Annotated in this window: 16 protein-coding genes and 1 tRNA gene; 6 read left to right on the top strand and 11 right to left on the bottom strand. The window is 55.5% G+C overall.

The window, feature by feature from the left end:
* Positions 1 to 10: 10 nt before the first annotated feature.
* From J2I48_RS21690 to J2I48_RS21680, 3 genes are all read right to left on the bottom strand, one after another.
* A complete protein-coding gene (locus tag J2I48_RS21690) occupies positions 11 to 1249 on the bottom strand; it encodes a hypothetical protein (RefSeq protein ID WP_374758167.1) in 1239 nt (412 codons plus the stop codon).
* 121 nt (positions 1250 to 1370) lie between these two features.
* Positions 1371 to 1508, bottom strand: a complete 138-nt coding sequence (locus J2I48_RS21685) for a hypothetical protein (protein ID WP_207337597.1) — start codon at positions 1506 to 1508, stop codon at positions 1371 to 1373.
* A 146-nt stretch (positions 1509 to 1654) separates the two neighbouring features.
* Positions 1655 to 2914, bottom strand: coding sequence for an asparagine synthetase B (locus tag J2I48_RS21680; protein WP_207337596.1), 1260 nt, complete (start codon positions 2912 to 2914; stop codon positions 1655 to 1657).
* A gap of 184 nt (positions 2915 to 3098) precedes the next feature.
* Between J2I48_RS21680 and J2I48_RS21675 the strand changes: the two genes are divergently transcribed.
* Together J2I48_RS21675 and J2I48_RS21670 are read left to right on the top strand one after the other, a co-directional pair.
* On the top strand, positions 3099 to 4337 hold the full coding sequence (locus tag J2I48_RS21675) for an ABC transporter permease (RefSeq protein WP_207337595.1): 1239 nt from the start codon (positions 3099 to 3101) through the stop codon (positions 4335 to 4337).
* Between the two features lie 217 nt (positions 4338 to 4554).
* Positions 4555 to 7350 (top strand): TonB-dependent receptor, encoded by a 2796-nt coding sequence (locus J2I48_RS21670; RefSeq protein WP_207337594.1) that lies wholly within the window; start codon positions 4555 to 4557, stop codon positions 7348 to 7350.
* Positions 7351 to 7462: 112 nt separating this feature from the next.
* On the opposite strand, the gene J2I48_RS21665 is transcribed toward J2I48_RS21670, so the two are convergent.
* Positions 7463 to 8203: a class I SAM-dependent DNA methyltransferase gene (locus tag J2I48_RS21665; protein WP_207337593.1), complete on the bottom strand. Its 741-nt coding sequence runs from the start codon at positions 8201 to 8203 to the stop codon at positions 7463 to 7465.
* Between the two features lie 122 nt (positions 8204 to 8325).
* Between J2I48_RS21665 and J2I48_RS21660 the strand changes: the two genes are divergently transcribed.
* The 4 genes from J2I48_RS21660 to J2I48_RS21645 all read left to right on the top strand — a co-directional run bounded on the left by J2I48_RS21660 (position 8326) and on the right by J2I48_RS21645 (position 14479).
* Positions 8326 to 8409: transfer RNA gene (locus tag J2I48_RS21660), tRNA-Leu, on the top strand.
* Between the two features lie 59 nt (positions 8410 to 8468).
* Positions 8469 to 8849, top strand: coding sequence for a DUF1016 N-terminal domain-containing protein (locus J2I48_RS21655; RefSeq protein WP_207337592.1), 381 nt, complete (start codon positions 8469 to 8471; stop codon positions 8847 to 8849).
* A gap of 79 nt (positions 8850 to 8928) precedes the next feature.
* Positions 8929 to 12786, top strand: coding sequence for a PVC-type heme-binding CxxCH protein (locus tag J2I48_RS21650; RefSeq protein ID WP_207337591.1), 3858 nt, complete (start codon positions 8929 to 8931; stop codon positions 12784 to 12786).
* 70 nt (positions 12787 to 12856) lie between these two features.
* Positions 12857 to 14479 (top strand): NADP-dependent glyceraldehyde-3-phosphate dehydrogenase, encoded by a 1623-nt coding sequence (locus tag J2I48_RS21645; RefSeq protein WP_207337590.1) that lies wholly within the window; start codon positions 12857 to 12859, stop codon positions 14477 to 14479.
* A gap of 93 nt (positions 14480 to 14572) precedes the next feature.
* On the opposite strand, the gene J2I48_RS21640 is transcribed toward J2I48_RS21645, so the two are convergent.
* From J2I48_RS21640 to pheS, 7 genes are all read right to left on the bottom strand, one after another.
* On the bottom strand, positions 14573 to 15916 hold the full coding sequence (locus J2I48_RS21640; RefSeq protein WP_207337589.1) for a DUF937 domain-containing protein: 1344 nt from the start codon (positions 15914 to 15916) through the stop codon (positions 14573 to 14575).
* A gap of 153 nt (positions 15917 to 16069) precedes the next feature.
* Positions 16070 to 16261 carry an exodeoxyribonuclease VII small subunit gene (xseB, locus tag J2I48_RS21635; RefSeq protein WP_207337588.1) on the bottom strand — a complete coding sequence of 64 codons (192 nt, stop codon included), beginning with the start codon at positions 16259 to 16261 and terminating at the stop codon, positions 16070 to 16072.
* A gap of 98 nt (positions 16262 to 16359) precedes the next feature.
* Entirely contained in the window at positions 16360 to 17553 is a 1194-nt protein-coding gene (locus J2I48_RS21630) for an exodeoxyribonuclease VII large subunit (RefSeq protein WP_207337587.1), read from the bottom strand.
* Positions 17554 to 17655: 102 nt separating this feature from the next.
* Positions 17656 to 18624, bottom strand: a complete 969-nt coding sequence (gene arsM / locus J2I48_RS21625) for an arsenosugar biosynthesis arsenite methyltransferase ArsM (RefSeq protein ID WP_207337586.1) — start codon at positions 18622 to 18624, stop codon at positions 17656 to 17658.
* 139 nt (positions 18625 to 18763) lie between these two features.
* Positions 18764 to 19810, bottom strand: coding sequence for an arsenosugar biosynthesis radical SAM (seleno)protein ArsS (gene arsS / locus J2I48_RS21620; protein WP_207337585.1), 1047 nt, complete (start codon positions 19808 to 19810; stop codon positions 18764 to 18766).
* 119 nt (positions 19811 to 19929) lie between these two features.
* Complete coding sequence (locus J2I48_RS21615; protein ID WP_207337584.1) at positions 19930 to 20262, bottom strand: arsenosugar biosynthesis-associated peroxidase-like protein; 333 nt, start codon at positions 20260 to 20262, stop codon at positions 19930 to 19932.
* Positions 20263 to 20274: 12 nt separating this feature from the next.
* Positions 20275 to 21330 carry a phenylalanine--tRNA ligase subunit alpha gene (gene pheS, locus J2I48_RS21610; RefSeq protein ID WP_207337583.1) on the bottom strand — a complete coding sequence of 352 codons (1056 nt, stop codon included), beginning with the start codon at positions 21328 to 21330 and terminating at the stop codon, positions 20275 to 20277.
* Between the last annotated feature and the right edge of the window lie 55 nt (positions 21331 to 21385).

Raw genomic sequence — 21385 nt, 5'->3', positions numbered from 1 at the left:
TTTACTAGTTCTACCGCACAACGCGCCGCATCCAGTTGCCCCACCAGAGGCCAATGCGGGCCGAGGCGAAGGCGATGAGCAGAGCCTGACCAAAATTGAGCGCAAACTCACCGGCTGTCTGCGTGAACCAGGGGCCAAATTTGTACCGATATTCCCAATTAGGGTCTTCGGCATACATCCACGAATGGCTCATGAAAAACCAGTTGCGGGCCAGTGGTGATTCCTGCAAAAATCCGCCAAAGGGCCACTGTACCGCCAAAAAAACGACTAAGAATACGGTGCCTGCTATAGCCGCTAACAACCAATCGTTCAATGGATTAGCGACACGGTCTTTCGAGAATCGGTTAAAAATCCAGTCGAGGGCAAAGCCGGGAAAGACCAGCAGCATGGGGAAAACAAAGGCCTGATAATGGGTAATTGGGTTGCGAACGGGACCCAGCTTGGGCGTGGCCGGAAAAGCCTGTAGCACCCAGCTTGGTACGGCAATGACCAGCATATAGATAGCGGCCACCGTCAGGATCGGGTAACGAAACTGGGTGTCATTGCTGGCAGCCCGCCCGATGGCCAGCAAAATAAATGGGAAGATGATGGCCGCGTTGGTATAGTACGACGAGTTATGCGACGCATACCGCCCCAGGTTTTCAGAGACCAGCACAAACAACACCGACAGCATGAACGCGCTCGACAGGGTAAATAATAGCCGGATACGAGCCGCCTGCCGGGGGCTGGTCTGACTGTTGGTCTGGTTTTGCTGCGCCAGCACGGCCACGATAGCCCCAAGCTGCACCATCATCATACCCACTAGCAGGATCGTATGAGGTGGCGTAAGAATCTGAACGTCAAGCCCGTAGGTGTTATGCCACCAGTCGTCGAAGGGGGCGGAGGTGAGCATGGCCAGGGCACCCCACGCGCAGAACATGGCCCCCAGCGATCCGTAGAACACGCCCCAGAACCGCACCGATTTGGGCCGGTCGGGGTGGTTTTTCTGGAAGGTCATCGAGAGGATTTGGTAGCCCGAAAACAGGCCCGACACCAGTGCGCCGGTATACATGACCACGTGCGGGGCCGAAAACAGGCCGTCGCGGCCAATGCTCATGTGCCACATGATGTCCCAGAGGAGACCCATGACAATGCAGAAGGAGGCAAAGACAACGGCGTACACGTAGGTAGGCAGCCCCAAGCGCCAGTCGGTAGTGCGGGCAGGGGAGAGGGGGTAGGCCGGGGCAGAATTTGGCAAAGCGGCTTGCATACGGTTGGTTCAGAACGTGTTGAACCAAAGATGCAGAAAAGTACGCAAGGGTTGCCCGCGAATTTGACGAGCGGTTGATTTGTGTAGCAACGTAATCACGAGTACGTACCGGTGCCCGTTTTTATTTCGACCAAAACCCTTTGGCGATCAGGTAGGGGATCAAAAGCCAGAGCAGACCTTTGATCAGGAAAAACAAGAACCCGGCCCAGCCGAGCCGCTTGAACCACAGCCGGAATTTATTATCTGTTGGTGCTGCCACGTTGGGATTTACGAATTACGAGCTGTCCGCCGGGGGCGCCTAGCCGCTGTGGTACGATTTACGATTTTTGCTGACGCGTCAACCTATCGTGCGTAAGCTGATGCGTTAGCAAAAATCGTAAATCGTACCTCGTAAATCGTAATTCCCTACGTTTTCTGTTTTTTCTTCTTTGCCGCAGGAAATAAAATATTATTCAAAATGAGGCGGTAGCCGGCCGAGTTGGGGTGCAGGTTGAGATCGGTGGGTTCCTCGCCGATTTCGTGGCGGTAGTCTTCGGGGTCGTGGCCACCGTAAAACGTGAAGAAGCCTTTGCCATAAGGAGCGTGAATATACCGCGCCTCACCCGCGGCCCGGTTTTCGGCCAGAATATCGACCTGGGGTTTGATGTAGGCTTTTTTGAAGGCCGTGGTCTGCCCCATAAAGCCCTTGATCGTGCTTTGGTGGTTCTGCGTCAGCATAGTTGGTATGGGGTTCCACTTGGCCGAAAACTGAAACAGCGTGAAGTAATCGTTGTGTTCACTCAGGCCGCGCTCTTCGGGTTGGTTGTCGATGTTCGAGAACTCAATCATATACGGATTAGTGTAGACCTGGAAATCTTTGAATGCCATGGTCTGACTGAAATCGAGCTTGCTGTTGCACTGCGGGTCGAAGGGGTCACCGTCGTAGAAGGCATCCACGATGTCGGTGTTCTGGGCGGCCAGGGCAATGTCGTAGGTGTCGGTGGCATTGCACATGGCGAACATGTAGCCGCCGCCAAGGGCAAAATCGCGGATTTTTTTCACCACGGCCAGCTTCATCTGCGGCACTTTGGTGTAGCCAAATTTCTGGGTAATCACTTCGGCCTCGCGGCGCTGAGCAATGTACCAGGGCTGGTCTTTCATGTGGAAAAACTTACCGAACTGCCCCGTGAAATCTTCGTGGTGCAGGTGTAGCCAGTCATATTCGGGCAGTTTGCTGTTGAGCACCTCTTCATCAAACACCACGTCGTAGGGGATTTCGGCGTAGGCCATCACCATCGTCACGGCATCGTCCCAGGGCTGTTTGGTCTTGGGCGAATACACGGCCACCTTGGGGGCTTTCTGGAGCTTCACGGCATCCATGTTGGCATTGGGCGAGTTGATTTCTGCCAAAATGTTGGCCGCGTCGGCATCCGAAATGGTCTCGAACGTAACGCCCCGAATCAGCATCTCTTTGGCAAACGCGGGCGACTGCGGCAGCAGGAACGACCCGCCCCGATAGTTGAGCAGCCAGTCGATTTCGGTATCGTGCGTTTTCAGCACCCAATAGGCAATTCCATAGGCCTTCAGGTGGTTTTTCTGCGCTTCGTCCATGGGTATCAGAATACGCGCTGCGAAACTGGCCGTCGACAGCAGAAAAAGGACAAGCGGTAGGAGTAAGCGTCTCATTGGCAGGTTGGCAAGCCGGTTAGCTAGTAGCTTTGTAACGAAGGAAAAAAGGCTAAATGTACAATGAACAATGTATAATCGGTCCGCCGATGCGGTACAATGGCTCATCAGCCAGCGTACTTAATCCGACTAACTCTGCCGTGAGCGACATTGTACATTGTGCATTATATATTGTTCATTAAAAATGAATATACTCGAAAATATCCGCGAGGGGTGGCGCTCTATCCTCAGCAACCGGCTGCGGACCATCCTGACGGCCCTCATTATTGCCATTGGCATTACCTCATTAGTGGGTACGCTCACGGCGATTGATGGCATACAGGCGTCGTTGAGCAGCAGTTTCGAGGGGCTGGGTGCTAACACGTTCAGCATTGGGCCCCGGCAGGAAACGCGCCGGTTTAGTGGGCGGGTGATCCAGAAAGACCGCCCTATCGATTACCACGAAGCCCTGGCGTTCAAGAAACGGTACAAATACGGGGCCACAATCACCATTACCGCACCGATCACCAGCGGGGGGCAGGTGAAATATGGGTCGAAGAAAACCAACCCGAACGTGCAGGTGATGGGCATCGACGAGAACTATTTGCCCGTGAAAAGTTATAAACTGGCACAAGGGCGGGCCTTTACCGCCAATGATATCGACCTGTCACTCAATGTGGCCTTGATTGGCAGTGAACTGGCGGGATCATTATTTGGCAGAAACGTCAACCCCATCGGGCAGGTAATCCGCGTTATGGGCGGGCAATTTCGGGTGCTGGGCGTACTGGCCAAAAAAGGCTCGCTCAGTGGTGCTGGTGACGACCGGATTGTGCTGGTGCCGTTTGAAACGGGTCGTCAACTGGCTGGAGACCGGACGCTCACGTTCGATATTTCGGCATCGGTGACGCAGATTGCCGACCAGGACATGGCCGTGGGTGAGGCTACCGGACTTATGCGCCAAATCCGCCACGACATGCTGGGGCAACCCGATTCATTCGAGATCGAGCGCGACAATGCCCTGCTCGATGATATCGCTGACACTACGGGCTATTTGCGCTGGGGTGGGTTCGGCATTGGTGCTATCACGCTGCTGGGCGCGGCCATTGCCCTCATGAACATCATGCTGGTGTCGGTTACCGAGCGTACCCGCGAAATTGGCATTCGGAAGTCGCTGGGGGCCACGCCGAGCCGTATCCGTCAGCAGTTTTTGTTCGAGGCCATTGTGATTTGCCTGCTGGGTGGCGTGTTTGGTATTTTGCTGAGCCTGGCCTTGGGCAACGTGGTTGCCAGCGCCGTGAGCAAGGGAATAGGTCACTTTGTGGTGCCCTGGCTCTGGATGGTACTGGGCATTGTGGTGTGTGTGGCAGTGGGCTTATTTTCAGGCATTTACCCCGCCATCCGGGCCTCCCGTCTCGATCCTATCGAGGCGCTGCGCTACGAATAAATACGGCAAAATACTAGTGCGAGAACTCTATATACTTATGTACAAATTGGGTTTTTTGTGTAGTATCTAAACATTAAATTGTGAAACCTGTACTCATATTACTTTTGCTTAATACAAATATGATACGGTTTTAAGCGTGGTTTAAACTTTTCTGTGGTTTATATTTGTCAAGAGACAATACAAAATTGTCTCTTTAGTCAAAAAAACCGTAGAACCTATGCTTAACAGGTACACCGTAACCACCCGTACTGTGGTGTCCGTAATTTTACTTGTGCTTACCACCAGTGTGTCGTGGGCGCAAGCCGTGCTAAGAGGTACCATCACCGACGAAGCCAAGTCGCCTCTGGCAGGGGTATCTGTCATTTTGGTGGGTACCAACTCCGGTGCTACCACCGACGGTGAAGGCAAATACGCCTTAAAAGTGCCCGAAGGCACCCAAAAAGTAAGCTACTCGTTTATCGGCTTTACCACCGCTACCAAAACAGTGACGATGGCCGGTGCCGACCAAACGCTGGACGTGCAACTTGAAGCAGCACTCTCGAACCTCGCAGAGGTAGTTGTAGTGGGTAGCCGTGCTTCACAACGCTCTATCGTCGACTCACCCGTGCCGGTAGACATTCTGTCGGCGGCCGATTTAAAGACCACGGGCCAGCCTACGTTCGATAAGTCGCTCCAGTACCGGGTGCCTTCGTTTAACACCGTCAACACGCCCGTAAACGATGCTACTACCCTGCTCGACCCCTGGGAACTGCGCAACATGGGTCCTAGCCGGACGTTGATTCTGGTCAACGGTAAGCGCAAAAACCTGTCTTCGCTGCTCTACGTACAGTTTTCGCCCGGTCGTGGCGAAACGGGCGTTGATATCTCGGCCATCCCGACGCAGGCCATCAAGCGGGTGGAGATTCTGCGCGACGGTGCTTCGGCTCAGTACGGTTCCGATGCTATTGCGGGGGTAATCAACATCATCCTCAAAGACAAGTACGACTTTTCGAGCCTTGACCTTAACGCGGGTATCACCTCGAAAGGCGACGGCGGCATGTATAGCGTGGCGTTCAACGGAGGCAGCAACCTAAGTGGCAAAGGTTTTTTGAACTACACGCTCAACCTACAGCAGCAAAATAGCGCCGTACGCTCTGGCACGATCTACGCCCCGTCTGAGAAAGCCGCCTTCGGTGGTGATGCCGCTTCTGATGCCCTGATTGATGCGTATTTGCGGGACTTCCCAACGGCCAACAACGTCAACGGCACGGGCGAAACTTCGGCGGCACGTTTCCTGATCAACGGCGGCGTATCGCTGGGTAATAAGCTGGAACTGTATGGCAACGCGGCTATGGTGATGAAGCGCGTATCGAGCTTTGCCAACTTCCGCACGCCCTACTGGCGGCAGGATCGTGGCCTGCTCCACAGTCCCACCGACAACGGCGGTAAAAACTACCTGACGCAGGCCACACTGGCATTTCCGAAAGAAGACAATGTAGACCTATACAAAGGCTATATCGGCTACGTGCCCACCTTTGAAGGTGACATGATCGACAACAACGCTACGCTGGGTATCAAGGGCGAAACAAACGGCTGGAAGCATGACGTGAGCTTGACCACGGGCTTCAACAGCCAAAACTACACCGTTGATAACACCGTAAACCGGTCGCTGGGCAAAGCCAGCCCTACGCGCTTCAAGCCCGGTGGATACGAGTTCAGCCACATCGTTGGCAACGTCGACGTGTCGAAGCAGGTGACCGACAAACTGAGTCTGGCGTTTGGTATGGAGGCCCGGTCGGAGAAGTACACCATCATTGCCGGTGACGAAGCGTCATATACGGGTCAGGGGTCAAACTCGTTCCCCGGTCTGAACCCGCTGAATGCCGGTGTGAACCAGCGTTTTAACATCGGTGCCTACGCCGACCTGAGCTATGACGTGACCAAAGATTTCCTGCTCAACGGTACCGTTCGGACCGAGAACTACAGCGACTTCGGCAACGCCAACGTCTATAAGCTCTCGACGCGCTACAAAATCGCCGACGAGAAAGTGGTGCTACGGGCCTCGTATTCAACGGGTTTCCGCGCCCCTACGCTGCACCAGATTTATGCCCAGTCTATCCAGGCGTCGTTTGTGGGCGGGCAGATTCAGTCATCGGGTTTGTTTAATAACCGCAGCACCCAGGCCCGTTTGTTGGGTATTCCCTCACTGCGCCCCGAAAAATCGACCAACCTGACGTTGGGAGTGGCCCTGAACCCCACCAAGAACCTGAACATCACGCTCGATTACTACAACATCAACGTGAAAGACCGGATCGTATATAGCTCGTCGATTAGCTCGTCGAACGCCAACAGCGCCCTGGGTCAGATTCTGAATCAGTATGGCGTTACGAGCATCCAGTTCTTTATCAACGGCATCGAAACTAACAACTCGGGCATCGACGCTGTGGTATCGTACCGGAACATCCTGTTGGGTGCCGGCAAGCTGGGTTTGAACGTGGCGGGCAACTTCACGCTTAACAACGAAATTGTGGGTACCCCAACCGACCCCGCCCCGATCAAAGCCGCTGGTTCGACCATCCTGAACACGCAGATTAAATCGCTGCTGACCGAAAGCCGCCCCCGCTATAAGGTGATCTTCGGCGCCGACTACGCCATTGGCAAGTTTAACCTAAATCTGAATAGCACCCTGTTTGGCTCAACGTCATTCCAGGATTTGGACAACGGCGGTGCTATCATGGAGCACATCAAGGCCACGTTTGTACCCGCTGCCGTGACCGACTTGAGCATTGGCTACCTGTTTAGCAAAAATGTGACGGGTACGCTCAACGTGAACAACCTGTTTAACGTGCTGCCCAAGTGGGACCTGGTTGCGCTGGATAACGAAGGTGCAAAAGCCATTGCCGATCCCCTGGCCAAAGCGCGGTTGCGTGGCGACCTGGGCTTCAGCGGCCGCTACGACATCCTGGGCTATAACGGTTCGCAGTTCAGCCAGTTGGGCACCATGTTCAATGCCAACCTGAACATCAAGTTTTAAACCTTATAGGCGGTCCGCCGCTGCGGTTTGGAAACCTATAAGGTTTGTTAATAAAAACGGCCTCTCTAATGCAGAGAGGCCGTTTTTATTGTGGTACCGATTGAGATTGGCGTTAGCCAACGGCGGCTGAAAACACCCACGTATCAAAGGCATACGTGGGTTGTTTTTGTTCAGAGAGAACCGTTGATCCGGCCAGTTGGAGCAGCAGCCTGATTTCGGCGGGCAGGAAGGCGCGGAGGGTGGCGTCGTCCTGAGCAACGGGCTGGAGGGGCTGCCCTGATACCTCAATGAAAAAATCGGAATGCCAGTCCCAGCTGAAGCCGGTGGTGAGGTTAGGCGTGTAGCGGCTTTGGCGCAGGTAGGTTTGCCCGTCATACACCGCCCGGTGTTCTACCACGGCTTCGGGGTTCAGGCCAGACAGGAACGTACCTGCGTCGATGAAGTCGAAATGGAGGGTGCCGGTGGGGGAGAGGTGGCTTGTCAACTGCCGGAACGTACTGAGCACATCGGCATTGGTGAGGATATAGCTCAGGCTGCGGGCGGTAATGAGCACGGCATCGTAGGTACGTGCCAGGGCCAGCGTCCGCATATCGGCCAGCTCGAAATAGGCTTCCGGGCAGCGTTGGCGGGCCAGGTCCAGCATCTGCGGACTCACGTCGACGCCCGTGTAGGCATAGCCCGCCGCCACAAACCGACTGGCGAGGTGCCCACTGCCGCACCCAATCTCAAGTACCGATGTTGCTTGGTGGGGTTGGATGAGCGTTTCGTATAACGTGAACTCGGCGTCGTAGTCGATAAACGTCTGATAGAGTGCGTCATAGAGGTAGGCCAGGTCGGAGTAGAGCTTGGTCATGGTGGCGGGCTGGGTTGGATACTGCTGAATTGGTGGTTCAATATTGCTTTTTCGGCCTTGAAAGCCTACTTTTGCATCACGTTCAAGAGAACTACCGGCCCACGTTGGGCAAGTTTAACCCTGCCGGGTTGGCGGAACCGGTAGACGCGATGGTCTCAAACACCATTGTTCGCAAGGACATGCCGGTTCGAGTCCGGCACCCGGTACAATTAGCCACAACATGCCATGATAGGTGCGTTGTGGCTTTTTTGTTTACTTGCTTATCATGAGCCAACTAATCCCCAATTCTGACTACGCCGATCTGATTAGTCGAATTGCCACAGTATATACAACCGGGCAGCGAACCGCAATGCAGTCGGCGCAACGAACGTTGCTATTAACCTATTGGCAAATTGGGCAAACGATAATTGAGTTTGAACAAGGTGGACAGGCTCGGGCCGATTATGGAAGTCAGTTGATAACTCGCCTATCTCGTGATCTGTCTCACCAATTCGGCAAAGGATTTGATCGTAGTAATCTGATTTACATGCGATTACTGTATCGGAAATACGCTAATATGGCTGTTCTGTCTCACCAATTGACGTGGGCGCATTACGTTGAACTGGTAAAAATGAGGCATGACCTTGTGGATAATGAGGACGATTGAGTCCATATCAATCAACATGATCGGCTGGTAAAAAAGGGGCGGAAAGGGATTTATTGGGTAATCATGCCTTTAGCTAGTTATGAAACTCACGATCTTCAGTATCAGCCTTGTTTTGCTTGGCCTTTCCTTTGCGTTTCGGCCTGTTCCTGTTGACCATACTGCCTCTTCGCTGGGGGCCACGGTCGTTGCGCCAAAGCCGCTGGTGATTAAACAGGACAAAAACGACGAGGCCATCAGCGTATACCGCGCCGGGGAGAAAACGCCGCTACTCACGCAGGTAACGAAAGCCGATTTCAGGCCCTACCTGCACCCTATTGCCGCGCCCGACGGTAAAGGGGTGCTGACCGAATACAGCCCCGGCCACCACAAACACCAGACAGGCCTATACTGGGGGTTCACCCGCGTGAATGGTCGCGACTATTTCCACCATCCGCAGGGCGACTACTGGCGGCGGGTGTCGGCCAAAGTGGTGCCTGCCAAGGGCAACGCTGTGGGCTGGCAGACCGTGTATAACCTCATCGACTCGACCGGTAAAGCCGTGCTGACTGAGACCCAAAACTGGTCGATGCGCGAACAGAACGGCACGTTTCTGCTCAACCTCGACTGGAACGGCGAAGCCCAAACCGACGTCACCATTGGCAAATACGACTACGGCGGGCTGTTTCTGCGGATGCCCTGGCACGAAGGCATCCGGGGCGAGGTGGTGAACGCCGCCCGCCAGCGCAACGATAAAGCGGAAGGTCAACCCGCCACCTGGGTCGATGTGGGGATGCAGGTAGACGGGCGGAGCGATTTGGCCCACGTTGCCATTCTGGATCACCCCCAAAACCGCAATTACCCCACCCCCTGGCGTGTAGACGGGCAACTGGGTATTGGCCCCGCCCGCGCGCGCAACGGCGACTGGCACATCAAAAAAGGTGATACTGAGGTGCTGAAACACGAGATCGTGATCTACACGGGCGCACTTAACGACGTGGCCCTGAACAAAACCTTCGGCGAATTCATCGGCAACGCGGGCATCTACAACTCGACGGTGTTGTGGAGTGTGGCTCAGAAAGAGGGCCGCGAAGCTAAATTTCTCACCCCCGCCGAAGCCGTTTCGGCCATGACCGTGGCCAAGGGGTATCAGGTAAACGCCTGGGCAGCTGAACCACTCATGACCCAGCCCATGGCCTTTTGTTGGGACGACCGGGGGCGGATGTGGATTGCCGAAAACCGCGATTACGAGTCGCGGGGCAAGGGGTTCTCCAACGCAGGCAATAGCCGCATCCTGATTCTGGAAGATACCGACCACGATGGCGTGGCCGACAGCCGGAAGGTATTTATGGAGGGCATCGCATTTCCGGCGGCCCTTGCCGTGGGCTTTAATGGCGTGTTTGTGGGTGCTCCGCCCAACCTGCTTTTCGTGCCGGACAAAAACGGCGACGACAAAGCCGATATGGACGATATCGAGGTGCGGCTGACGGGCTGGGGCATTCGCGACCGCCACGAAACGCTGAACAGTTTCCATTGGGGACCAGACGGCTGGCTTTATGGCTGCCAGGGCTTTGCTACGCCCTCGAAGGTGCGCAAACCCGTTGGTAAAGGCCGCCTCTACAAACACAATGATCCCTTCCCCGACGACGTGCTGACGGGCGAAGGCACCGATATTAACGGTGGGGTGTGGCGGTACCACCCTACCAAAGACAAGTTTGAGGTAGTGGCCCACGGGTTTAGCAATCCCTGGGGCATCGACTACGACGCCAAGGGGCAGATGCTCATTACGGCCTGCGTGATTCCGCACCTCTGGCACATAATTCCGGGCGGCATTTACCACCGGCAGGGGGGGCAGCATTTCAACCCCTACGTCTACGACGACATCAAAACCATTGCCGACCACAGCCACCGCTCAGCGCATGGCGGGGCGCGGGTGTATCTGTCCGATGCTTTCCCCAACACGCAGCAGGGCCGTATTTTCATGGCCAACATCCACGAACACGGCATCTTGTCGGATGTGCTTACGCCCAAGGGGTCGGGCTTTGTGGGGACGCACGGCGAAGACTTTATGCTGGCCAACAACGCCCAATGGGTTGGGTTTAGCCTCGAAATTGGCCCCGAAGGTGGCCTCTACGTGCTCGATTGGCACGATGCCGACATTTGCGGGTCGAGTGTGCTGAACGAAGAAACCGGCCGGATCTTCCGCATCATGCCCACGGCCTCGGAAGCCGAAAACTGGTCGGGGCGATACAGCGACCTGGGTAAGATGACCGACGATCAACTGGTGGCGCTACAAACCAGCCGCAGCGAATGGCACGCCCGCCGGGCACGGGTGATTCTGCAAGGGCGGGCTGCCGCCGACAAACTAGCCTCCTCGGCGCAGGCGGCTCTGCACACGATCTTCCAGACAAACCCCAACACCAGCTGGAGGCTCCGTGCCCTGTGGACCATGCACGTAACGGGTATCCTAACCCCCGACGAACTGACAAAGTCACTGTCCGACAAAGAAGCCTACGTGCGGGCATGGGCAGTGCAACTGCTGTGCGAAGACAAAAACCCCCCGGTGGCCGCCCTGACGGCGTTCCAAACCATGGCCCGGCAGGACCCCTCGCCGGTGGTGCGGCTGTACCTGGCCTCGGCCATGCAGCGGTTGCCCAATGACGTTCGCTGGAAACTGGCCGAGGGGCTGCTCACCCACCGTGAAGATGCCACCGACCATAATCTGCCCAAACTGATCTGGTATGGCCTGGAACCGCTGGTGGGCGAAAACCCCAAACGTGCCCTGGCGCTGGCCACGCAAAGTCAGCTACCCCTGGTAACGCAGTTCATTGCCCGCCGGGCGGTAGATGCCAACGCTACCGAGGCCCTCGTAGCCACGATTGCCGCCCAGCCTAAAAACAAAATTAATCTGCTGGAAGGTATGCGCGACGGTGTAGAAGGTCGGTCGGATCTGACGGCTCCCACCAACTGGAAAGCTGCCTATGCGCGGCTGAAAGGGGCGAACGATGCGGCCGCCAAGCTCGCTACCAATATTGGCAATCGCTTTGGGGGTACCGAAATGGCCATGAAAACCCTAGCCGTACTCAACGACGCCAAAATGCCCGTTGATCAACGAAAACAGGCGCTTCAGACGCTGGCGGTGCAGCAACGGCCCGAACTGCTGCCTATGCTACCCGCGCTGCTCAACGACCCAACCCTTCGCCTGGAGGCCATCCGGGCGGTGGCCAGCTACGACAACGAGGCGTTGGGCAAACAACTGCTGGAGCAGTACCCGAAACTGGCCCCCGCCGAGAAAACAGCGGCCATTCAGACGCTGGCCTCACGACCCAGCTACGGCTGGCTATTGACCCAGGCGCTGGCCAAAAATAAACTAGCTAAACGCGACGTGCCTACCTACGTGGCCCGGCAATTGCGCCGGGTGGTGGGCAGCGGCTTCGTAGAAGTGTGGGGACCAATTGACCATGTGTCGTTGGACGAAAAGGCGTATGCCCGCTACCGCAATCTCCTTACCGACGAGGCCGTTAGTCAGGCCAGCGCGGTGAAGGGTCGGGCTATTTTCCTGACCACCTGCGGACCCTGCCACAAACTCTACGGCGAAGGCGGCATCATCGGCCCCGAACTGACGGGATCGAACCGGGCTAACCTGGACTACCTGCTTGGCAATATTCTGGACCCCAGCGCCGAAATACAGGACGATTACAAAATGGTGGTCGTTACCACCCGCGACGGACGGACGTATGTGGGCAATGTGGCCAAAGAAAACGAGCGGCAACTCACGCTTCGGGTGGTGGGGCAGGATGCCGTGGTGGTCAATAAATCAGACATCCAGTCGCGGGAGGTAAACCCTGTTTCTATGATGCCCACAGGCTTGCTGGAGCCACTTTCTGAGACAGAGGTGAAGGAACTGGTGGCCTATTTACGCACCACAGCACCACTAAAAAGGCCGTTCGCAAAGAAGTAATTGCCTCTGCGTAGTTATACGACTATCGCGGTCGGAATATGGCCCGTACTCACCTTTTAGCAGTAACTAAATGACATCCTTATCTGCCAATCTTTTTCCGGCTACTATGGCCGATGTACCCACCGATGTTCAGATTGAACCCATCCATCAACGCGAGTATCTCCTTAACGGCGAGATGGTGCCCTGGACGGGCACAACCGCCGATGTGTACTCACCCGTTGGGATGCCTGATGCCACGGGTGTCTGGCAACGACACCTGGTAGGCAGCTACCCCGTTTTTGGACCCACCGAGGCTATGGCCGCGCTGGATGCCGCCGTGGCTGCCTACGACAACGGGCGGGGTGAGTGGCCGCAAATGGCCGTAGCCGACCGCATTGCCTGCATGGAAACGTTCATTGGCAAAATGTTGGGGCAACGTACGCTGGTCATTAACCTCATCATGTGGGAGATCGGTAAGAACCGCGCCGATGCCACCAAGGAATTTGACCGGACGGTAAAATACATCTACGACACCATCGACGCCCTGAAAAACATGGACCGCAACTCGTCACGGTTTCGGATCGAAGAGGGCATTATTGGGCAAATCAGGCGGTCGCCAATAGGCGTAGTCTTGTCGATGGGGCCGTTCAACTACCCGCTCAACGAGACCTATACGACGTTGATTCCGGCTATTCTGATGGGTAACACCATCCTGTTCAAAACGCCCAAACACGGTTCGCTGCTGCATTATCCGTTGCTGGAAGCGTTCCGAACCAGTTTTCCGAAAGGCGTAGTCAATTCGCTCTACGGGCGCGGGGCCAACGTGATTCCGCCCGTGATGCAGTCGGGGAAAGTGAACGTGCTAACCCTGATTGGCTCGAGCAAAGTGGCTGATGAGTTGCAGCGGCAGCACCCCAAACTCAACCGCCTGCGCTCTATCCTGAGCCTCGATGCCAAAAACGCCGCCATCATCCTGCCCGATGCCGACCTTGAGGTAGCCGTGCAGGAGTGCCTGCTGGGGTCACTGTCGTTCAACGGGCAGCGATGCACGGCCATCAAGATCATCTGGGCGCACCGCTCTGTCGTCGACGCTTTTCTGGCCAGATTCTGCCCAGCGGTGAGCGCGCTCAAACTGGGTATGCCCTGGGCCGACGGTGCGCAGATCACACCCCTGCCCGAACCGGGTAAGACCGATTACCTCACCAACATTATTCACGATGCCGAAGCGGGCGGGGCGAAAATTATGAATGAGGGTGGCAGTGAGGTGAGCGAATCACTGTTTCGCCCGGCGGTGGTGTTTCCGGTAAAAGAGGGAATGAAGCTCTACCGCGACGAGCAGTTTGGGCCGGTAGTACCCGTAGTGGCTTACGACGATGTAGAGGAGTTTATCAATTACCTCATCACCGACGATCACGGCATGCAGGCGAGTATTTTCGGAACCGACGCCACGGCTATTTCTGCCCTCATCGACCCGCTGGTGAACCTGGTAAGCCGGGTAAACATCAACGCCCAGTGTCAGCGCGGACCAGACACGTTTCCATTTACAGGCCGTAAAGACTCGGCTGAGGGTACATTGTCGGTTGAAGATGCCCTGCGTTCGTTCTCCATCCGGTCGGCGGTGGCCACGAAAGATACATCGGCCAACAAAGGGATATTGAACGAGATCGTCGGAAATCACGAATCGGTATTCCTGAGCACGAACTTTATCTTTTAGACGCTGGACGTTAGACGTTGGATATTGGACAAAAACAAAGCTACTGCTGTGGTAGATAGTCCAATATCCAGCGTCCAGTATCCAACCTCCTCTTTACTTCGAAATAATCTTGACGTTGATTTTGCGCTGGGGTTGCTTGCCCAATTCGCCCACTTTCACGCCCGTACCCAGGCCGATGGCGTCGACGCGGAGGTAGTTGATGCCCGCCGTAACGAGTTGCTGCTTAAGCACGTTGACCCGCTTAAACGATAGTGCCTTGTTGGTTATGCCGCTACCCACTGGGGCATCGTCGGCATAGCCCTGAAATTGCACCTGCATGGTAGGGCGGGCTTTCAACTGGGCGATCAGCTCATTCACCTGCCCCTGCGATGCTGGGGTCATCGTGAGCGAACCGGGCGCGAAGGTGACGCCCGTGAGCCCGAATATGCGGCCTTTTGGTTGAACAGGGTCGTTTAGGTACGTAGTCAGGGCGGTGTTGAAGGTAGCATCGGTAGCGCCGGGATTGGCCACCGCTACGCCCGTTGCGGTAGTGGCCGACGTAACCGACGCTGATACCGGACGGGCCGCACTCGTATCGACAGGCACGGCCAACGACCGGGCCACGGTATCGGCAGCAGCCGAGTCGCTCGAATTGGCCGGTACTTCCGTCGACAAGGCTTCGTTGGGATTGTCGCTGTTTTTAATGCTGTTCTGGTAGATGAAAAAGCCACCTACGCCCAGGGCCGTGAGCAGGGCCAAACCAATCAGCCATTTCCCCGCCGAACCATCGGAACCGCTGTCGGGTTCGGGTTCAAACGAGACCGTCGAAGCCGGAATAGGCCGAGTGGCCGAAGGCCGGATACTGGCCGAGGGGGCGTTGCTGCGGGCGGGAGCAGCCACGCCAGCCACAATTTGCTGGATGCCCACTTTCTCTACCAACTGCGGAAACAGGCCTTCGGGCACAGCGTTAATAAAGGCTTCGCGCTGATCGAACAGCGACGCGGCCAGGCCGTCGGCGGTGAGTTTTTTTTCTTTCACCTGCCGCCCCAGCACGTCGAGCACCACGGCGGCGGTAAGCCCCAACAGCGAAATAGCCGACGAGTTGCGGATGCCGGCGTATGACGAAATCATGCCCGCGATAGAGCTTTTCATGGCCGGCAACAGCCGACTGATGGCCTCGTTGCCGTTAGTGATAACGGTATGTGTGAGGGTAGCATCTTTCAGAACCGCCGACAAGTCGGTAGTGAGGGAGCCGTCGTAGCCGCTTTTCTGGAGCTGGCTGAACAACTGGTTGACGCCAATTTCGGTGGTGGTTCGTTTTAGTAGGCCACCAAAGACGGTGTGGACCAGGCCTTCTACCGCTTTCGTGGTTTTTTCGGCAGGTTCGTCTTCGTAAGAGGCAATTTTGGCCAGTACGTCGGGGGTCAAAACCTCATTGAAAGCACCAAATAATGTCATAAGTAGTAGTCAGATACGGTGTCAATACGGCGGCATAACGGTCGCTTTCACTCCTACCTGTGCCGTATTGGAATGTGATTCTTTTTGAAGAGGAAAGTCAAAATTAACCACAGTTTTTCAATGGCAGCCCATGAGCCATTTATTAATGTTCGACTACTGCCTTTTCTGCAATTGAATCACGGCTTGTTGATAATCATCATCTACGGCCCGCAACCGTTGCTGACAAAACGCAATCAGCTCTGTGGCCAGCCGAATTTTGCCCGGCAGCTCGTCTAGCGGCACGGTATCGTTTTCAATTTCATCAACCAGCGTCGTAAGCTGGTCATAAGCATCCTGGTAAGTCATAAGGATAATTAAAAATTAAGAATTAAGAATGCAGACGTGAGGCAAACCTTAACTGGATGAAAAGACTGGAAAATGGGCTTGGCTCGGTAACATAATTCTTAATTCTTAATTCTTAATTCAAGATTACCATCCACCAACTGTGCGTCAACGGGCAAATGGGGCTGGAATTGGGCGGCGCGGGTGATGATCTTACCATTTTGGCTGAGCAGCGCGTAACCTCGTTTCAGGATGTTCATCGGGTCGAGGTGGCGGATGGTGGTGGCTTTTTCGGTAAGTTCCACTTGCCGGTTGCGGAGGTACAGTTGCGTGCCGTAGCGAAACCTGTCGGTAAGCTGGTCTACTTCTTCGCGGGCTTCCTGCAACGCCACCCGGCCCGATTCGGCCACGCGGAAGGCCAGTTGCAGGCAGGTTTCCTCAAACGTGCGGTTGTGTTCGAGCAGAAAAGCGGCGGCTTTGGTGGGCGTTTTCACGCTCTGGTGGCACATCATATCGGTAATGCTCACATTGCGGTCGTGGCCAATGCCGGCAATGATGGGGTATGGAAAACTGGCCACCGCTACACCCATGCGCAGGGTATCGAACGCGCCAAAGTCGAGCTGCGAGCCGCCGCCGCGCACCATCACAACCACGTCGTAGGGCACGCCGCCGGTTGCAATCTGCTCCAGTTGCGCGCAAATGGCCTTGTCGGCCCCCACGCCCTGCACCTGCGTGGCGTAGTCGTCGATCAGGAAGCGGTAGCCCCAGGGGTTGTTGGCTAACTCCTGCCTGAAGTCGCGCCAGCCGTCGGAGTTGGGCGCGCCGATGAGGGCAATGCGCTGGCAAACGGCGGGCCGGTCGAGCATCTGGTTACTAGTGATGTACTGCCCCTGATCGAGCCAGACAAACTGCGAATAATCGCGCACGAGGCTATCCAGTACGGCCTGCCGTTCGCGTTCGAGGTTGCCCAGCGTGTAGGCATGATCGATCTGATGCACCTCCAGCCGCATGCCATACACGGCATGGTAGCTGACAGACACCAGCATGAGCAACTGAATATTGCGGGCAAAAGCCACCTGCGTAGCCGCCTCGAACTGCCGGATGATGGGGTAGTTTTTCCGCCAGATGGCCGCTTCCAGCTTCGCCACAGTCTGGTTGCCCTCGCGCTCCACCAGAGTCATGAAGCAATACTGCCGGTCGGGGTAATTTTTGATGTCGCTGGTTTCGGCCACCACCCACATGGCTTTCCCCCCGAAGCTCTCCTCCAGCACGGCATCAATGGTATAAGCAAGGTCAGAGAGACGAATGGGAGACATGGGATTTTGGATTGGGGATTTCGGATTTTGGATTGGGCTGACGCGTCAGCTTACTTCGGCGTAGCTGACGCGTCAGCCCAATCCAAAATCCGAAATCCAAAATCAACAACACCCCCCTCCGTCGTAGAAGTAGGTTGAGGGTGAGATGAAGATATCATTGCGGCCGAGGGCGGCGAGGGCACCGGCGGTTTTGTCGCAGACAGCCAGGGGTTGATTGGGCAGCAGCACGTGGCCTTTGTGATCGTCGAAATGGTCATTATCGCCGTAATAAATAGCGGTACGCCCTGTAAAGATACAAGGACCGTCGGCGGGCATGGGATCTTTGATGGCGCAAACTTCCACGCTTTCGATATAAATCAGCTCGTTGGTGGCGTAATGGTTTGGCGACAGCACCCGGTAGGCTCGTTTGGCCCGTACTTCAATAGTGCCGAAACCCACGCTGGCAATCATGTCGAGGTAGGCCTTTAGCGGTAGTGACCCCGTCAGGCATAAGGCACGTAGCCGGTCGTCATTCCGCAGTTCGTCAGACATCGGCTGTTCACAGGTAGGGTCTGACATCACCAGCCGACCGCGTGGTTTCAACACCCGATACACTTCTTCCAGGGCCTGCCTGAGGTCTTCAGCCTTGAAAATATTGAACAGACAGTTCTGCGCGGCCACGTCTACGCTGTCATCATCGACGGGCAACGCCAGGGCAGAGCCTTTGCGGAGGTCCATGAAATCGTGGTGAAACCAGTCGTTCTGGGCTTCGGCTTCCAGCAGGTTTTCCTTGCAGGCCGCCAGCATTTCGTCCACAATATCGACGCCGATGATGGCCCCCGGTCGGCGGCTGAAATAGGCGAACTGGAGCAGTTCCATACCACCGCCAATGCCCACATACAGCACTGTAGGGCTGTTAACGAGGTCGCGGGGGTTCACGGTGCTACCGCAGCCGTAGTTCATGTCGAGCATTTTCTTGGGCATGCTCAGGCCGGGCAGTTGCCACACGGGGTTGGTGGTGCAGCACAGGCCAACGTCAGGCGTTTCAGCCGCCTGCTTATATACGTCGATGGTAGCGTCTAGGTAGGACAAGGGATGTTGGATTGGGGATTGAGAGTTGGGATTTACGACTTACGATGTACGAATTACGATTTATTGCTGACGCGTCAGTTTACGCACGATAGGTTGACGCGTCAGCAAAAATCGTAATTCGTACATCGTAAGTCGTAAATCAGACCGTGCTCCCACCGCAACTCGACCCTGCCCCGGCCGTGCAGGCGTAGCAGTGTTCGTTGACGATGATAGCGCGTTGGTTGAGGATATCGGCGTTGAAATCGCGGATGTGGGCGACGGGGCTGGCCACGGTGAGGTCGAGCATCTGGTTGAAGTCGCAGTCGTAGAGTTGGCCGTCCCAGCCGATGGAAATTGTGTTGCGGCACATCACGCCTGCCGCCGCGCCCGGATTGAAAGCATTGACGAGCTTTTCCATATAACCGTCGTAATTACCCGACTTCAATAAGTAATCGAGAAAACGGCTGACGGGGATGTTGGTAATGGCGTATAAGTCATTGAACGTCAGGTTAAATTCGTCATTCAGTACGCGCTTGAACTGGCGTTTCAGGCTTTCCTGACTGCCGGGTAAAAAGGCGCCATTGGGGTTGTAGACCAGGTTCAGGATCAGGCCCGTACCGGCTACGCCATAGCCCACGTCGTTCAGCATTTTCATGGCCCGGATCGAGTCGGCGAAGACTCCTTTGCCGCGCTGCCGGTCGGTCTTGTCGGCATTGTAGAAAGGAAGCGAACTGACTACTTCGATATTGTTGTCGCGGAAGAATTCGGGCAGGTCGTGGTACTTGGGATTGGCCACGATGATGGTCAGGTTGCAGCGTACAATCACATGCCGCCCCAGCTTGGTTAGCTCCGTGACGAACCATCGGAAATCAGGATTCATTTCGGGCGCGCCACCCGTAAGGTCAACGGTGGGGATGGTGGTTTGGGCCAGCGCGTCGAGGCATTGCTGCATCGTTTCGCGGGTCATGATCTCCTTCCGGTCCGGCCCCGCATCCACGTGGCAGTGCTGGCAAACCTGGTTGCACATCTTGCCCATATTGACCTGAAAAATGTCGATCTGCGTGGGCTTCAGCGGAAACAAGCCAATCTGACCCAACTGCTCATGGAAAGACGGCAGGCCGAGTTTACCGAAGTTGTCTCCTTCGATGAGGTCAAGCTGCGCCGCCGAACTAGCCAACACATGCCCGGAGGCTTTGAGGGATTTCATGTTCTGATTTACGATTTACGACTTACGATTTACGATTTATTGCTTACGCTTCGGTTTGCACTGGAGTAAACCCGTATGCAAGCCCACATCGTAAATCGTACATCGTAATTCGTAAATCCTTACATGCTCAATTCTTTGGCTTTGTTCATCATTTGCACGCCGTGCACCAGCGTGGCACCACCCCGGATAGCGGCGGCAACGTGGACAGCCTCCATCATTTCCTGCTCCGAACAGCCTTTTTCGAGGGTGTCTGACGTATAGGCATCAATGCAGTAGGGGCATTGCACGGTATGCGAAACGGCCAGGGCAATAAGTGATTTTTCGCGGGCGGTGAGGGCACCTTCGGCGAACACCGCGCCGTAATAGGCGAAGAACTTGTCGGCAAATTCTTTCTGGAACTCACCGATTTTGCCAAACTTCTTCAGGTCGGCGGGATCATAATAGGTCTGCATAGGAGAGGGGGTTTATAATCCTTCAAACTGCCTTAAAAAGCGCACGTCGTTTTCGAAATAAAGGCGCAGGTCACGTACCTGGTATTTTAGCATGGTGATGCGTTCGATGCCCATGCCGAAGGCGAAACCGGTGAACTCGTCGGGGTCTATGCCGCAGTTAATCAGCACGTTAGGGTCTACCATACCGGAGCCGGCAATCTCGACCCAACCCGTGTATTTGCAGACGTTGCAGCCACTGCCGCCACAAATCTGGCACGAGATGTCGATCTCGGCGCTGGGTTCGGTGAAGGGAAAATAAGAGGGACGGAACCGGATTTTAGTGTCTTTCGTAAACAGCTCTTTTACGAAATGATAGAGCGTGTCTTTCAGATCTTTGAAGCCCACATTCCGGTCAATATAAATGCCCTCCACCTGGTGAAACTGACAGTGCGCCCGCGCCGAAATCGCCTCGTTCCTATACACCCGCCCCGGCATGATTGACCGGATAGGCCGAAACCCACCGGGCGAATTACGTACCTGTTCCATCAGCCGAATCTGCACATTGGAGGTGTGCGTCCGCAGCAGCACGTCCTGCGAAGGGGTGTCTGTTTTCTCCACGAAAAACGTATCCTGCATTTCGCGGGCGGGGTGATTGTCGGCGAAGTTGAGTGCCCCGAAGTTGTACCAGTCCGTCTCGATTTCCGGTCCGTCGGCCACGTTGAAGCCAATGCGCTCGAAGATCTGGATAATGCGCTGCCGCACAATGCTCAACGGGTGTTGCGTACCCATCAGGTTGGGCACTACGGGTAGTGTGAGATCAACCGGCGGCTGCGACGATGCCGTCTGCTCCGATGCCTCTACGGCTTCCTGAAAGGCCTGAAACCGATCCTGTGCCAGGTTTTTTAGGCTGTTAAGCTGCTGACCCAGGGCACGGCGGTCTTCGGCGGCGGCGGTTTTCAGGCTCTCAAACAACTCAGTCACGGCCCCTTTTTTGCTCAGGTACCGCAGCCGATACTGCTCTAGCTGCTCCTTATTCGTTACGGTCGCCGCTTCAATTTCGGCGTATAGTTGGGCAATGGATTCGGTCATAAAGAGAGGTTTAAAGTCTAATGTCTACAGTTCAATGTTGAGTCGGCGCACCATT

The sequence above is a fragment of the Fibrella aquatilis genome (assembly GCF_017353255.1).
Classification (GTDB): Bacteria; Bacteroidota; Bacteroidia; order Cytophagales; family Spirosomataceae; genus Fibrella; species Fibrella aquatilis.
Note: the sequence above shows the minus strand (reverse complement) of the source record. Positions and strands in the feature narration are given on the sequence as shown.